Annotated in this window: 11 protein-coding genes; 8 read left to right on the top strand and 3 right to left on the bottom strand. The window is 63.8% G+C overall.

Annotated elements, in window-relative coordinates; translation table 11 throughout:
• Positions 1–39 precede the first annotated feature (39 nt).
• The gene (gene surA / locus ACODS1_RS16470; RefSeq protein WP_489086511.1) at positions 40–1,332 is read right to left on the bottom strand and encodes a peptidylprolyl isomerase SurA; all 1,293 of its coding nucleotides are present in this window, start codon (positions 1,330–1,332) and stop codon (positions 40–42) included.
• Entirely contained in the window at positions 1,313–4,111 is a 2,799-nt protein-coding gene (locus ACODS1_RS16465; RefSeq protein ID WP_489086510.1) for an LPS-assembly protein LptD, read from the bottom strand. Before ACODS1_RS16465 ends, surA begins: the two co-directional genes overlap by 20 nt.
• 124 nt (positions 4,112–4,235) lie before the next feature.
• Here ACODS1_RS16465 and ACODS1_RS16460 point away from each other — a divergent pair, with 124 nt between their 5' ends.
• From ACODS1_RS16460 to ACODS1_RS16450, 3 genes are read left to right on the top strand one after another with little or no spacing between them, the layout of a single operon-like run.
• The gene (locus ACODS1_RS16460) at positions 4,236–5,261 is read left to right on the top strand and encodes an aminoglycoside phosphotransferase family protein (RefSeq protein ID WP_489086509.1); all 1,026 of its coding nucleotides are present in this window, start codon (positions 4,236–4,238) and stop codon (positions 5,259–5,261) included.
• A complete protein-coding gene (gene murU / locus ACODS1_RS16455; protein WP_489086508.1) occupies positions 5,258–5,929 on the top strand; it encodes an N-acetylmuramate alpha-1-phosphate uridylyltransferase MurU in 672 nt (223 codons plus the stop codon). The genes ACODS1_RS16460 and murU overlap by 4 nt, the downstream gene beginning before the upstream one ends.
• Entirely contained in the window at positions 5,929–6,690 is a 762-nt protein-coding gene (locus ACODS1_RS16450) for a DnaJ domain-containing protein (RefSeq protein WP_489086507.1), read from the top strand. Before murU ends, ACODS1_RS16450 begins: the two co-directional genes overlap by 1 nt.
• A 6-nt stretch (positions 6,691–6,696) precedes the next feature.
• Here ACODS1_RS16450 and ACODS1_RS16445 read toward each other — a convergent pair whose 3' ends face one another.
• Positions 6,697–7,680 carry an alpha/beta hydrolase family protein gene (locus ACODS1_RS16445; protein WP_489086506.1) on the bottom strand — a complete coding sequence of 328 codons (984 nt, stop codon included), beginning with the start codon at positions 7,678–7,680 and terminating at the stop codon, positions 6,697–6,699.
• Positions 7,681–7,795: 115 nt separating this feature from the next.
• On the opposite strand from ACODS1_RS16445, the gene ACODS1_RS16440 reads away from it, so the two are divergent.
• The 5 genes from ACODS1_RS16440 to ACODS1_RS16420 all read left to right on the top strand — a co-directional run bounded on the left by ACODS1_RS16440 (position 7,796) and on the right by ACODS1_RS16420 (position 14,747).
• On the top strand, positions 7,796–10,204 hold the full coding sequence (locus ACODS1_RS16440; protein ID WP_489086505.1) for a PAS domain-containing sensor histidine kinase: 2,409 nt from the start codon (positions 7,796–7,798) through the stop codon (positions 10,202–10,204).
• The gene (locus ACODS1_RS16435) at positions 10,201–10,830 is read left to right on the top strand and encodes a response regulator transcription factor (RefSeq protein ID WP_322978724.1); all 630 of its coding nucleotides are present in this window, start codon (positions 10,201–10,203) and stop codon (positions 10,828–10,830) included. Before ACODS1_RS16440 ends, ACODS1_RS16435 begins: the two co-directional genes overlap by 4 nt.
• 279 nt (positions 10,831–11,109) lie before the next feature.
• Positions 11,110–12,207 (top strand): ABC transporter ATP-binding protein, encoded by a 1,098-nt coding sequence (locus ACODS1_RS16430; RefSeq protein WP_489086504.1) that lies wholly within the window; start codon positions 11,110–11,112, stop codon positions 12,205–12,207.
• Positions 12,208–12,259: 52 nt separating this feature from the next.
• Complete coding sequence (locus tag ACODS1_RS16425; RefSeq protein ID WP_489086503.1) at positions 12,260–13,291, top strand: ABC transporter substrate-binding protein; 1,032 nt, start codon at positions 12,260–12,262, stop codon at positions 13,289–13,291.
• Between the two features lie 208 nt (positions 13,292–13,499).
• Positions 13,500–14,747 (top strand): ABC transporter permease, encoded by a 1,248-nt coding sequence (locus ACODS1_RS16420; protein WP_489086502.1) that lies wholly within the window; start codon positions 13,500–13,502, stop codon positions 14,745–14,747.
• Positions 14,748–14,837 lie beyond the last annotated feature (90 nt).

Raw genomic sequence — 14,837 nt, 5'->3', positions numbered from 1 at the left:
AACCCGGCGCAAGGCCGGGTTTCTCGAATGCATTAACGCTTACAGCTTGGTTTCGACGTAAGCTTCGTCGCGGATCTGGCGCAGCCAGGTCTGCAGCTCTTCGTCGTACTTGCGGTTACGCAGCAGGTTGGCAGCTTGTTGCTCACGGAACTGCTCGCTGTTGTCGGTCGCGCGACGGCCCAGTACCTGCAGCACATGCCAGCCGTAGGGGCTCTTGAACGGCTTGGACAGCTCGCCGCTCGGAGTGTTGTTCATCACCTCGCGGAACTCCGGCACCAGCGCGTTCGGGTCGATCCAGTTGAGATCGCCACCATTGAGCGCCGAGCCCGGGTCTTCGGAGAAGTTCTTCGCCAGCTCCGCGAAGTCTTCACCCGCGAGAATACGCTGATACAGGCGCTCGACCAGGCGGCGGGTCTCTTCTTCGCTGCGAATTTCGCTTGGCTTGATCAGGATGTGGCGTACATGCACCTCGTCCCGTACCTGGGTGTCGCCACCGCGCTTCTCCATCAGCTTGAGGATGATGAAACCGCCCGGCGTACGCACCGGCTCGGTAACCTGGCCCGGCTGCAGCGAGCTGAGCATGGTGTCGAACGGTGGCGGCAGTTGTCCGGCCTTGCGCCAGCCCATCTCACCACCTTCCAGGGCGTTCTCGCTGGCCGAGCGGGCTACGGCCAACTGGGCGAAATCAGCACCTTGCTGCAGTTGCTGATACAGCTCCTGCGACTGACGGTCGGCGGCCTGAATCTCGGTGGAGGAAGCTCCTTCCGAAACCGGGATGAGGATATTGGCCAGGCGATACTCTTCCGACAGTTGCGCCTTGCCGAGGTCGGAGGCGAGGAAGTTCTGCACTTCCTGGTCGGTGACCTGGATGCGCTCGGCAACACGACGCTGACGCACGCGGCTGATGATCATCTCGCGGCGCACCTGGTCGCGGGCGTCGGCATAGGACAAGCCATCGCGCGCCAGCGCCTGACGGAACTGCTCCAGGCTCATGCCGTTACGCTGGGCGATGGTGCCCATGGCCTGGTTCAGTTCTTCGTCGGTGATACGGATACCGGAACGGTCGCCGATCTGCAGCTGGATGTTTTCGATGATCAGGCGTTCGAGTACCTGCTGGCTCAGCACGTGCTCGGGCGGCAACGCACCGCCGCGCTTGGCGATGGTTTGTTGCACTTCGCGCAGACGCGCATCGAGTTGGCTTTGCATGACCACGTCGTTATCGACGATGGCCACGACACGATCCAGCGGGCGAACTTCGGCATGAGCCGTCGCCGCCAGCAGTGCTACGCCCAACAGCAGGGGGCGCAGGCAATCAGAAAGCTTGGTCTTCACGTTCACGGTAACCTTGAATGCCTTGGTCGAGGAAAGTTTCCACCTTGTTGCCAACAACGCCGCCGAGGCCCTTGAGGACGATCTGCAGGAAGATGCCGCGGTCGCCTTGGTCGTTGCGCGACGGGTTGAGGCTGACTTCGTCGTAGTCGACCCAGTAACGGTTGATCAGGCGCAGTTTCCAGCAGCAGCTGTCGTACTCGAAACCGCCGAAGGCTTCCAGCGTGCGGTTGCGGTTGTAGTCATACTGCCAGCGCGAAATCACGCTCCACTGCGGAACCAGCGGCCAGATGACGGAGAAGTCATGCTGGCTGATCTTGTAGTAGTCCTTGATGTAGTTGGCGTCGCCCGGGTTGCCGTAGTCGCCACCGAAGCGCCACTGACCGCTCGCCTGATCGTAACGAACGGTGTCGTTGCGATAGCGATAACCCAGGTTGACCACCTTGTTCGGGTTGTCTTCCGGCTGGTAGTGGAACATGGCGCTACCCGAACGGGTGCTGCGCTGATCCGGATCCCAGTTCAGGGTGGAGTTCAGGCGCCAGTCGCGGTTGAAGCGGTACTGGTGCTCCAGGGCGTAGGGCGAAACGCTGGCGGTGGCGTCGTCGCGGGTGCGGTAGTCGATGCCCGGCATCTGCACCTTGCGATCTTCGAAGTAGAACGCTTGGCCGATGCTGAAACGCTGACGCTCGAAGCCGTTCGGCTCGATCCAGCGGCTGGTCACGCCCAGCGACAGCTTGTTCTCGTCGCCGATTCGATCCTTACCGGTAAAGCGGTTCTCGCGCCACAAAGAGGCGTAGCTGAAGCTGCTTTCGCTGGTGTCGAACACCGGGATGTCGGCTTGATCTTCTTCCGGTACATACAGGTAGAAGGCGCGTGGCTCCAAGGTTTGGCGATAGTCCTTGCCGAACAGCTGGGTATTGCGGTCGAAGTACAGGCCGCTGTCGACGCTGAACAGGCCAAGGCCGCGGCTCTGGCTGCTCTTGTAGTTCTGGCCGTAGAAGAAGTCGGTTGGTGTGGCCTGGGCCAGATCTCTCTTGCCTTGGCTATCCAGAGTCAGATCGTAGTTGGTCTGCAGGTACTTCAGCTGCGGTGTGACGTAACCCCAGCTCGAACTCATAGGCAGGCTGACCGAGGGCTCCAGGTGCAGGCGATCGCCGTTGGCACGTGCCAGACCTTTAATTCGGTCGTCATACCAGCGCTGTTCTTCGGTGCCGGTATTGCCATTTTTGTCGGTGAAATAGCCGCTACGCAGGCTGCGGTCGAATTTCACGAACTCGGTGGAGTAGGCGAAGTTCAGGCCGCCCGGCTGGAAGGGCAGCTTGCCGTCGAGGGTCAGCTGCGGCAGGCGATCGTACGGGGTGATGTCGGTGATCGTCGCCAGCTCGTAGGCATGCAGGTTCAGCTTGGCGGTGTAGCTGTCGCCACGGTAGGTGAGCGTGCCGCGCTGGTTGACGTAGGAGCCGTTGTCGACGCCCAGATCGCTACGCAGATCCTGGAAGTAGTAGGGGTCGCTGATGTCGGTGTAGTCGACTTCGGCGAGCAGGCGCGAATCGAGGCCCTGCTTGTGCTGCCAGCTGTACATCCAGCGCTGGTCTTCGTACCCCGACTGCAGTTTGCGCTCGTCTTCCTCGTCATTGAGCCAGGCGCCGCCGACCTGGCCTTCGCTGCTCTTGGTCAGGTAGCGGAACTCGCCTTCCATGAGCAGACCGCGCTTGGTCATGTAGGTCGGGTAGAGCGTGGCGTCGTAGTTCGGCGCCAAGTTGAAGTAGTACGGCGTCTGCAGCGAGAACCCGGTGTCGCTCGATGTGCTGAAGCTCGGCGGCAGGAAGCCGGACTGGCGACGATCATCGATCGGGAAATAGATGTAGGGGGTGTAGAACACCGGAATGTCCTTGACCCGCAGCGTCACGTTGGTTGCGGTGCCGAAGCCGGTCGCCGGGTTCAGGGTGACGTTGTTGCCCTTAAGGTGCCAGGCGTTGTCGCCCGGTTCGCAACGGGTGTAGGTACCGTCCTTGAGGCGAATGATCGCAGTCTCTTCGCGTTTGGCGTAGAGCGCGCTGCCACGAACATGCGCCTTGTGCAGCACGTACTCGGCGTTGTCGATCTTGGCTTCGCCGTTGTCGAGTTGCAGGTCGGCACGGTCGCCAACGACCAGCATGCCCTTGTCGCGCAGGCGCACGTTACCGACCAGTTCGCCACGGTTCTCGGTCTGGTGCAGGCTGGCCTCGTCGGCTTCGACCTGCATGCCGGACTGGCGCAGCACGACATCACCCGCGAGGGTGGCCACCTGTTGCTCCTGCTCGTAGCGCGACGCCTTGGCCGAAACGAACATGGGCGACTCGTTCAGCGGCGTGGTGTCATCCATGCCCGGGCGCAGCGGCTCGACATAGGCACCGGCGCAATACGGGCCAGCCTCGGCCAGTTGCGCGGCGGTGAGCTTGTCACGCGGCACCCAGTCGAGGTGGCTGTAGTCAGCGCTGCGCGAAGCCAGGGCGCGGCCCTTGCTCTCTGTTACCAGAGTCGGAGCGGCCTCCTGCTTGGCGGTTGCCTCGGCTGCCGGCGTACCCGACGCACTGACCGCATCGCGGCTGTGCACCGGGCGTGGGGGCAGGGCGCTGGCTGCTGTTTTGGGCGCACAGGCCCAGCCGCCGGTGGGCGACGCTGCGCAGTCATACTGCTCAGCGGCGAACGCCTGTAGGCTGAAGGCGGGCTGTAAGGCCAGGAGGCTGCCGGTCACCAGCAGCGGGAACTTCTTGCGGAACGCGGGGTATTTTACTGCCATCTTGTTAGTCCGGGCTTCCTGCGCGCTATCGGCCCAGGGGCCGCACGCCTCTCGATGGGCTGAAAAAGATGCTGGATAATAAAGCATGACCCGCGCAACGGCTAGCGCCGTCGGAGACCCCTAGATGTCCGAACACGATGTACGTCTGCAACACCTGCAAGCCTGGCTTGCCGAGCAATTGCCCATTCTGTTCGCCACGCGCGGCTGGGGTGAGGTGCCCGAGGCCGAACTGACGGCTGCCAGCAGCGATGCCAGTTTTCGCCGTTATTTCCGTTGGCAGGCCGGTGAGCACAGCCTGATCCTGATGGACGCACCGCCGCCTCAGGAGAATTGCGCACCCTTCGTACGCATCGCCGCCTTGCTCGCTAGTGCCGGCGTGCATGTGCCCGAAGTGCTGGCGGCCGATCTCGCGCAAGGCTTTCTGATCCTCGACGATCTGGGGCGCCAGACCTATCTGGACGTGATCGACGAGCACAATGCCGACGCCCTGTTCCATGACGCCATCGAGGCCCTGTTGCTGCAACAGCGCTTGCCGCTCGACGGCGATCTGCCGCATTACGACGAGGCCTTGCTGCGCCGCGAACTGCAACTGTTCCCCGAGTGGTACGTGCAACGCCATCTGGGGCGCAGCTTCACCCCTGAGCAGGAGGCCGCCTGGCAACGTATCAGCCGCCTGCTGATCGACAGCGCACTGGCGCAACCCAAGGTGCTGGTGCACCGCGACTTCATGCCGCGCAACCTGATGCAGAGCACACCCAATCCCGGCGTCCTGGATTTTCAGGATGCCGTCTACGGCCCGGTCACCTATGACATCACCTGCCTGTTCAAGGATGCCTTCCTCAGTTGGCCGCAGGCGCGCGTGCACGCCTGGCTGCAGGATTACTGGCAACGCGCCCGGCAGGCCGGTATCCCGGTGCAGGCATCGCTGGATGATTTCCTGCGCGCCAGCGACCTGATGGGCGTGCAGCGCCACTTGAAGGTGATCGGCATCTTCGCGCGCATCTGCCATCGGGACGGCAAGCCCAAGTACCTGGGTGACGTACCGCGCTTCTTTGCCTATATCCAGGACGTGCTGGCACGTAGGCCGGAGCTGGCTGAACTGCGCGAGCTGTTCGCCAGCCTGGCAATAGAAGAAGGGGCTCCTGCATGAAGGCGATGATCCTCGCCGCCGGCAAGGGTGAGCGCCTGCGCCCGCTGACGCTGCATACGCCCAAGCCGCTGGTCAGGGCGGCTGGCGTGCCGTTGATCGAGTACCACGTACGGGCCCTGGCCGCTGCCGGCTTTGATGAGTTGGTGATCAATCACGCCTGGCTGGGGCAGCAGATCGAGGATTACCTGGGCGATGGCACGCGCTTTGGCGTGCGTATCGCCTATTCGCCGGAGGGTGAGCCGCTGGAGACGGGGGGCGGTATCTTCCGCGCCTTGCCGCTGCTGGGCAGCGAGCCGTTTGTCGTGGTCAATGGCGACATCTTCACCGATTACGCCTTCGCCGAGCTGCGTCGGCCTCTGCCCGGGCTGGCGCATCTAGTGCTGGTGGACAACCCGCTGCATCACCCGCAGGGTGATTTCGTTCTGCAGCAGGGTCAGGTTCATGATGCGGCGGCAGATGGCGAGCGGCTGACCTACAGTGGCATCGCCGTGCTCAGCCCTGAGCTGTTCGCCGGCTGCCAAGCGGGCGCCTTCAAGCTGGCGCCGTTGCTGCGTGAGGCGATGGCGGCGGATCGGGTCAGTGGCGAGCGGTATGCCGGATGCTGGGTCGATGTCGGTACCCATGAGCGCCTGGCCGAGGTCGAGCGCCTGTTGTTGGGGGCTGTTTAATGCTGTGGCCGGCGACATTGCTGGGGGCTGCCGCCGGCTGGGCGCTGGCCAGCATTCCGGGCGCCATGCTCGGAGGGCTGCTGGGCCAGGTGCTGGATCGACGGCTGCGCCTGCATGACTGGAATACCTTGCGCGAACGCCTGGGCGGGCGCGGCGTACCCGCAGATGACGAGTTGTTGTTCGTCATGCTCGGGCGCTTGGCCAAGAGCGGCGGGCGCGTGGTGCCGAGCCATATCCAGCAGGCGCGTTCGGAGATGCAGCGCCTGGGGCTGGATGATGCGGGCCAGCGCCGCGCCATCGACGCGTTCGCTCGTGGCAAGACCGGCCGCGACAACCTGCGAGCGCCGTTGCAGCGTCAGCGTGAACGCGCCGACTCGCTGCTCAGGGCCTGCTGGCGCATGGCCTGGGTCGATGGCCGGGTGGCGCCCAGCGAGCATGAGCTGATCCTGCTTTGGGGCAAATGGCTGGGGTGGGAAACGGCGCGCCTGGAGCGCCTCGGTGACGAGTACGCGCCACGGCGCAGCCAGCAGCCAGCGCCTTCGGGCGGCAGCTACCAGGAGGCGTTGCGCATGCTCGGGGTGGCTGCCGATAGCGAGCCGGAGGTGATCAAGCGTGCCTATCGGCGTCTGCTCAGTCGCCATCATCCGGACAAGCTGGCCGGTGCCGGTGCGTCGCCTGAACGCATTCGTGAAGCCACCGAGACGACCCGCCAGCTGCACCAGGCCTATACCCTGATCCGAGAGCGCCGCGGGCTGCGCTGAGCCCGCCTAGCCTTTGCTCAGGTGCAGTTTCAGCCAGCCGCGCAGGCGCCGGTAGAGCTGCTCCTGCTCCACCGCGCGATTCCCCGGCAGAGCCTTCATGGCGACCTGAATATAAATGGGCAGCTTGGCGCGTTTGCTGGCCTGCAGCCGCTTGAGCGCTGCGTTGCGATCCTCTACCTGATCACGGTAATAGAAGTCGCCCGCCGCCACTGGCAATTGCGTGACCAATTCATCGAGTGGCGGGCCGAAGCCGGCAGGGACTCCGGGTGCGACCATCAGTACGTTGTGTACGGAGGCCGGCTTGCGCTCGTTGAGGTAACGCACCGCCCAATAGGCGCCGCTGCCATGCCCGAGCAGCACGATATGCACGGAATCCTTCTGCTTGGCGAATTCGATGGCCGCGTCGATGCGCGCCATGACGCGCTCGGCATGGGCGTCGCGGCGTGCTTCCGGGCTCAGTTCGGCAGGTGGTGTATCGGTGCTGCCTTCGCTGGGCGCCTGGGTGGGCGCCTGCGCTTCTCCGTCTGGCGAAGCGGGTTGTTCGCTCGTCGACGTGTCGGCAGGCGCTGGCGAGGTATCACGCAGCGGCAGGGGATCGCCGTCCGGATCCGGCAGGGTCAGGCTCAGGCTGTGCCAGCCGCTGTCTGGAAACTTGCGCCGCAAGGGGCCGACCACCTGTGCGTCATCGGCATTTTCCACATCGCCCGGCAGCAGGATGACCGTGCCGCTGGGCTCACCGACATTGGCCGGCAACCACAGGGCGAGAAACTGTTCGCTACCGGCTTGCAGCATCTGCTGCTCGCGTTTGTCCAGGCGTTGCTCCAGGGCCTGGGCCTCGCTGACGCTGCGCTCGGGCAGCGGTACGCGCTCGTTGCTCGCAGGCGGGGGTTCGGCTGGCGCGCTGCTGTCGGGCGTCGCGGGATCCTGAGCCCAGGCAGTAGCGCTGGCGAGCAGGCACAGACCGAACAGGGCATGCGAAGTGGCGCGCATCGAGATTTCTCCATGGTTTCCTCGCTTGAGCCTAATGCGGGGCGCTGCGTTTGTCAGGCGGTGAGCCTCGGAGTGGGTTAACTTAGGCCATCACGCTCGTGGATTCGCCCCGCACATGAAGTGTCTGCTCAGCCTAGTCTTCCTGCTCTCGTTGCTGTCGAGCGCCGCCCCCGCCTGGGCGGAATCCAGCCGGATGCCGTTGCGGCCGGCATTCGATGCCGAACAGCAGGCCTGGCTGGCGGCTCATCCCCGGCTGCGCGTCGGCCTGGTGCTGCAGGCGCCCTGGGCACAGATGGAGCGCAATCGGCATCTGGTCGGAGCCAATGTCGAGCTGATGAAGCGCCTCCTCGAGGGCATGGATGTCACGCCGGACTGGCGTCTCTATCCATCGGTGGAAGCGCTCGAGCAAGCCGTGCAGAAGGGCGATGTGGATCTGGCCCCGGGGCTGCAACAAACGCCTGCCGGGCTGCGCATCTGGCATTACTCCATGCCTTACCTGCGTGTGCCGCATCTGGTGGTGGGTGAGCGCAGTGGCAACGGCGTGGTGGATCTGGATCAGCTGGCACTGGAGCAACTGGTGGCCGTGCGGGCGCCCAGTCAGGCAGCGGAATATCTGGAGCGCACGCATAGCAATCTGCGCCTGATGAAGGTTGGCTCCGAGCGCACAGCCTTGCAGCGAGTGCTCAATCAGGAAGCCGATTACGCGGTGCTGGACGAGGCCAGCCTGAGCCTGCTGTTACGTGAGCCGCGCTTTGCCAGCCTGAGCATCGTCGGCGACATCGGCTTGCCGCAACTGCTGCGCCTGGCCTCGCGGATCGACGCGCCCGAACTGGCGGCCATCGTCGACCGCACCCTGCAGGCGCTGCCCGCGCGCGAGCTGGAGGATTTACGCGAGCGCTGGCTGCCGCTGCGTTATCCGCAGATGAGCGATTTCGTCGGTTTCTGGAAGACCCTCAGCCTGTTTCTCGCCCTGGTCATGCTGATCGGGGCCACGGCGCTGTATCGCCAGCGCCAGCAGACCCGCTTGCTCGAGCGTGGGTTGCTCGGCGCGCGCAGCGAGCTGGATCGCCACCAGCAGGCTGCCGAGGCGCTGCGCTTGAGCCAGTTCTCCCTCGATCACAGCACCGTGGGCATTCTCTGGGTCAACTGGGACAGCCACCTGCGCTACGCCAATCGCGCCGCCGAACGCATGCTCGGCTATGCCGCTGGCGAACTGGTGGACAAGCCCCTGAGTCGGCTCGAACCCGGCCTGAACATGGATCGCTGGCTCAACCTGTGGAAGCGCGTGCGCGAGCAGGAGGAAGGTTCGCCGAGTTTCGAGATCGACTGCCTGCGCGCCGACGGCAGCCGTATGCCGGCCGACGTTTCCCTGAGTTTTCTGCGTTATCGTCAGGCCGAGTACCTGGTGGTGTTTCTCAGCGATGTCACCGAGCGGCGACGCGCGCGCGCCGCGCTGGAGGAGAGCGAGGCGCGCTTCAAGGGCATCGCCGGCAACGTGCCGGGCCTGGTGTTTCGTCTGGAGCGCGCCGGGCCGGGGGCGGTGGTCAACTTCGCCTACATCAGCGAAGCCAGCCAGGAGATGGTCGGCTGGCCGGCGCAGGAACTGCAGCGCGAGGATCGCGGCCTGCGCAGCCTGGTGCATCCGCAGGATCTGACCAGTTACCTCAACAGCCAGACCCTGGCGCTGGAGGGCGAAAGCGACTGGTACTGGCAAGGGCGCATCCTTACCGCCGATCAGGAGGTGCTGTGGGCCGACATCCGCACTACCGCCCGCCCACTGGGTAATGGCCGCGTGGTCTGGGACGGGATTCTCTGGGACATCACCGAAAACAAGCTGGCCGAACTGGCCCTGGCCGATTCGCGGGCGCGCCTGCGCGAGCTGTCGGCGCACCTGGAAAGCGTGCGCGAGGAGGAGAAGGCGCGCATCGCCCGCGAAGTGCATGACGAACTGGGTCAGGTGCTGACCGTGCTCAAGCTGGAAACGGCGATGTGCGAGTTGGTCTGCGCCGGGCAGATTCCCGAACTGGACGAACGCCTGACCAGCATGAAGCGTCTGATCGCTCAGCTATTCCAACTGGTGCGCGACGTGGCCACCGCACTGCGCCCGCCGATCCTCGATGCCGGTATTGCCTCGGCCATCGAATGGCAGGTGCGCCGCTTCGAAGAGCGCACGCAGATTCCCTGCCTGGTCGAGGTGCCGGAGCATCTTCCTGATCTGCCCGATGCCCAGGCCATCGGCCTGTTCCGCATCCTCCAGGAGGCCCTGACCAACGTCATGCGCCACGCCGGCGCACACAGCGTTCAGGTGCGTTTGTGGCTGGAGGCCGGCACTTTGTGCCTGTCGGTCATCGACGATGGCAAGGGCTTCGAGGTTGCAACGCGCAAGCCGGGGCAGTCGTTCGGCCTGGTCGGCATGCAGGAGCGCATGCTCATGCTCGGTGGCCAGTTGCAGATTGACAGTCAGCCCGGCGAAGGTACTACGCTGTGCGCGCGCATAGCCATGAATGAGGAGACCACGGCGTGATTCGGGTACTGGTGGCCGAAGACCACACCATCGTGCGGGAAGGCATCAAGCAACTGATCGGCATGGCGCGCGATCTCGAGGTGGCCGGCGAGGCGAGCAATGGCGAGCAATTGCTCGAGGTGCTGCGCCGCACGCCCTGCGACGTGGTGCTGCTGGATATCTCCATGCCGGGCGTCAACGGCCTGGAGGCCATTCCGCGCATCCGCGCCTTGAGCGAGGCGCCGGCAATCCTGGTGCTGTCGATGCACGATGAGGCGCAGATGGCGGCGCGTGCGCTCAAGGCTGGCGCTGCGGGCTATGCCACCAAGGACAGTGATCCGGCGCTGCTGATCACCGCGATTCGCAAGGTGGCTGGCGGTGGTCGCTATATCGATCCGGCACTGGCCGATCGCATGGTTTTCGAGGTCGGCCTGACCGATTCACGCCCCCCTCACGCGCAACTGTCGGAACGCGAGTTCTCGGTGTTCGAGCGTCTGGTGCGTGGCGAGGGCGTCAACGATATCGCCCTGCACCTGGCCGTGAGCAACAAGACTGTCAGCACGCACAAGGCGCGCCTGATGCAGAAGTTGGGGGCGAATTCGGTGGCCGATCTGGTGCGCTACGCCATGGAGCACCGTTTGGTCTGATTGTCCCGAGGTGTAGGGTGGATGACGCTCTTTTCATCCACCGTTTCGATACCGGAACACCTGCAGTGGTGGACATGAAAAGTGATGTCCACCCTACCCATGGATTACCCATGGGGGCCTTCGATAACCGACACGATCACTCGGAATTTGTAGGGCGATCCCTACACGAGATTCTCCGTACGCCTGATATCAGCTTGTCATCCCGCCCGATTTTTCACATTCGCCTTGCCGGCCTACTCTTGATCTATCGGCCTGAGACAAGAACAAGGGTGTGGTGTGATGGCAAACGATGTACTGGTGAGCTTCCGCGGCGTGCAGAAGAGCTACGACGGCGAAACGCTGATCGTCAAAGACCTCAACCTGGATATCCGCAAGGGTGAGTTTCTGACCCTGCTCGGCCCGTCCGGTTCCGGCAAGACCACCAGCCTGATGATGCTGGCCGGTTTCGAAACGCCGACTGCCGGTGAAATCCTTCTCGATGGTCGTTCGCTGAACAAACTGCCGCCGCACAAACGCGACATCGGCATGGTGTTCCAGAACTACGCGCTGTTCCCGCACATGACCGTGGCGGAGAACCTGGCCTTCCCGCTGAGCGTGCGTGGCATGTCGCGCACCGACATCAGCGAGCGGGTCAAGCGTGCGTTGTCCATGGTGCAGCTCGACACTTTCCGCAACCGTTATCCGGGCCAGCTTTCCGGTGGTCAGCAGCAGCGCGTGGCCCTGGCCCGTGCACTGGTGTTCGAGCCACAACTGGTGCTGATGGACGAACCACTCGGCGCGCTGGACAAGCAGTTGCGCGAGCACATGCAGATGGAAATCAAGCACCTGCACCAGAGCCTGGGCGTGACCGTGGTCTACGTGACCCACGACCAGGGCGAAGCACTGACCATGTCCGACCGTGTGGCCGTTTTCCACCAGGGCGAGATCCAGCAGATCGCGCCGCCGCGTGAACTCTATGAGGCGCCGCACAACACCTTCGTCGCCCAGTTCATCGGCGAGAACAACCGCCTGCCGGGCGAGCTGGTCAGCCGTGATGGCGAGCAGTGCGTGGTGCGTCTGGCGCGGGGTGAGGAAGTGCGCGCCACGGCAGTCAACGTCGGCGCCGTGGGCGAGGCGGTGAGCCTGTCGATCCGCCCGGAGCGCATTCGTCTCAATGGCCACAGCGAAGCCTGCCCGAACCGTTTCTCCGGGCGCATCGCCGAGTTCATCTACCTGGGTGACCACGTGCGTATCCGCATGGAGGTGTGCGGCCAATCCGATTTCTACGTCAAGCAACCCGTGGCCGAGCTGGACTCGACCCTGGCGGTTGGTGATCTGGTTCCGCTCGGCTGGTCTGTCGAGCATGTCCGCGCGCTGGATCCACTCCAAGCCGAGTGAGCCTTTCGCGCAGTGCTTCACCTTTACCCGTAACACAGAGGAGCTGATAAGAATGACGAAATCCCTGAAGCTCGCGGCATTGGCCCTGGGCGTTAGCTGTGCCATGCCGGCACTGGCGGTAGATCTGACGGCGGTTTCCTTCGGCGGCGCGAACAAGGCGGCGCAGGTCAAGGCGTTCTACGAACCCTTCGAGAAGGACACCGGCAACAAGGTGATCGGCGGCGAATACAACGGTGAAATGGCCAAGGTCAAAGCCATGGTCGACACCCGCAGCGTGAGCTGGGATCTGGTGGAGGTGGAGTCGCCGGAACTCGCGCGTGGCTGTGACGAAGGTCTGTTCGAAGAGCTCGACCCGGCCCAGTTCGGTGATCAGTCCAACTTCATCGACGGTGCCATCCAGCCTTGCGGCGTCGGCTTCTTCGTCTGGTCCACCGTACTGGCCTACAACGCCGACAAACTGAGCGCGGCGCCGACCAGCTGGGCCGACTTCTGGGACGTGAAGAAATTCCCGGGCAAGCGCGGCCTGCGCAAGGGCGCCAAGTACACCCTGGAATTCGCCCTGATGGCCGACGGTGTGCCGGTCAAGGACGTGTACAAGGTGCTGGCCACCAAAGAAGGCCAGGATCGCGCATTCAAGAAGCTCGACGAGCTGAAACCCAACATCCAGTGGTGGGAAGCCGGCGCCCAGCCGCCGCAGTACCTCGCCTCCGGTGACGTGGTCATGAGCTCGGCCTACAACGGCCGTATCGCTGCCGTACAAGCCGAGAGCAACCTGCAGGTGGTGTGGAACGGCGGCATCTACGACTTCGATTCCTGGGCCATCCCGCGTGGCGCCAAGAACGCCGAACTGGCCAAGGAGTTCATCGCCTACGCAGTGAAGCCCGAAGCGCAGAAGACCTATTCGGAAAACATCGCCTACGGCCCGGCCAACAAGAAGGCTATCGAGCTGCTGGCGCCGGAGCGTCTGAACCTGATGCCGACCACGCCGGAAAACATCGCCAACCAGGTGGCCATCGACGTGACCTTCTGGGCTGACTACGGCGAGCAGCTGGAGCAACGTTTCAACGCCTGGGCCGCGCGTTAAGAACCTATTCACGACCTGCTGCGCGTCGGCGCTGCTGCGTTAAAAACACGTTCGGAATGCTCATTTACAGCTCGTAAACTCCGCTTCCTCACGCGTTTTTGCCTTGCATCGCTCTAGCTCGCCAGCTCGTGAACAGGTTCTGCGACTCGATCCGGCCCCGCCCTGCGGCGGGGCCGTCTGAATTCCTTTCTTGCTTGCGGAGTTGTCCATGGCCGCCGTACTGCCTGCCAACGATTTGCCCGGGCCGAGCCTGAAGCAGCGTCTGGCCCGTGCCGAGCGTTTCAATCGCCTGAAATCCAAGGCGCTGATCCTGCCGCTGTTGCTGTTCCTTTTCCTGACCTTCCTGCTGCCCATCGGCGCCTTGCTGCTGCGCAGTGTGGACAATCCGGAAGTGGTCGGCAGCCTGCCGCGTACCGTTGAGGCGATTGCCGCCTGGGATGGCCGTGGCTTGCCGGAGGATGCGGTCTATCAGGCGATTGCTGCAGATATCGTCGAAGCACGCCGCAATCAGAGCCTGGGCGATCTGTCCAAGCGCCTGAACATGGAGCTGGCGGGCTTCCGTAGTCTGGTCAGCAGCACTGCACGCAAGTTGCCGTTGCGCGAGGAACCCGCGTCCTACCAGGAGGCATTCCTCAATCTCGACGAGCGCTGGGGTGACCCTGCCTACTGGCAGGTGATCCGCCGCAACGCCTCGTCGGTGACGTCCTATTACCTGCTGGCTTCGCTCGATCACCGTATCGACGACCTCGGCGAGCTGGCCAAGGCCACGCCCGATCAGGCCATCTACCTGGACATCTTCGCCCGCACCTTCTGGATGGGGCTGGTGATCACCGCCATCTGCCTGGTGCTGGCTTATCCGTTGGCCTACCTGCTGGCCAACCTGCCGACGCGTTCCGGCAACCTGTTGATGATTCTCGTGCTGCTGCCGTTCTGGACGTCGATCCTGGTGCGGGTTGCGGCCTGGATCGTGCTCTTGCAGTCCGGCGGTCTGATCAACACCGCATTGATGTCGCTGGGCATCATCGAGCAACCGCTGCAACTGGTGTTCAACCGCAGCGGCGTGTACGTGGCCATGGTGCACATCATGCTGCCGTTCATGATCCTGCCGATCTACAGCGTGATGAAGGGTATTTCGCCCACCTACATGCGTGCGGCGGTGTCGCTTGGCTGCCACCCGTTCGCCAGTTTCTGGCGGGTGTACTTTCCGCAGACCCTGGCGGGTGTCGGCGCCGGTTGCCTGCTGGTGTTCATCCTGTCGATTGGCTACTACATCACCCCGGCGCTGCTGGGCAGCCCGAACGACCAGATGATCAGCTACTTCGTTGCCTTCTACACCAACACCACCATCAACTGGGGCATGGCCACGGCTCTCGGCGGCCTGCTGCTGGCCGCGACCCTGGTGCTCTACGTGGTGTACAGCTGGCTGGTCGGCGCCAGCAAGCTGCGCCTTGGCTAAAAGCGGTCTGCGTAGCAGACCATCTTATGCCCCTCTCCCGCTTGCGGGAGAGGGTGCCCGAAGGGCGGGAGAGGGTGCTTGTTTCGGCAC

It is taken from the genome of Pseudomonas sp. FG29 (assembly GCF_057809355.1).
This window is presented reverse-complemented; position numbering and strand designations above follow the sequence as displayed.

Bases quoted from the DNA above. Each gene is read 5' to 3' on its own strand.
- ACODS1_RS16450 (WP_489086507.1), top strand. From the start codon at position 5,929: ATGCTGTGGCCGGCGACATTGCTGGGGGCTGCCGCCGGCTGGGCGCTG.
- ACODS1_RS16430 (WP_489086504.1), top strand. From the start codon at position 11,110: ATGGCAAACGATGTACTGGTGAGCTTCCGCGGCGTGCAGAAGAGCTAC.
- ACODS1_RS16460 (WP_489086509.1), top strand. From the start codon at position 4,236: ATGTCCGAACACGATGTACGTCTGCAACACCTGCAAGCCTGGCTTGCC.
- ACODS1_RS16445 (WP_489086506.1), bottom strand. From the start codon at position 7,680: ATGCGCGCCACTTCGCATGCCCTGTTCGGTCTGTGCCTGCTCGCCAGC.
- murU (WP_489086508.1), top strand. From the start codon at position 5,258: ATGAAGGCGATGATCCTCGCCGCCGGCAAGGGTGAGCGCCTGCGCCCG.
- ACODS1_RS16440 (WP_489086505.1), top strand. From the start codon at position 7,796: ATGAAGTGTCTGCTCAGCCTAGTCTTCCTGCTCTCGTTGCTGTCGAGC.
- ACODS1_RS16425 (WP_489086503.1), top strand. From the start codon at position 12,260: ATGACGAAATCCCTGAAGCTCGCGGCATTGGCCCTGGGCGTTAGCTGT.
- ACODS1_RS16420 (WP_489086502.1), top strand. From the start codon at position 13,500: ATGGCCGCCGTACTGCCTGCCAACGATTTGCCCGGGCCGAGCCTGAAG.
- ACODS1_RS16465 (WP_489086510.1), bottom strand. From the start codon at position 4,111: ATGGCAGTAAAATACCCCGCGTTCCGCAAGAAGTTCCCGCTGCTGGTG.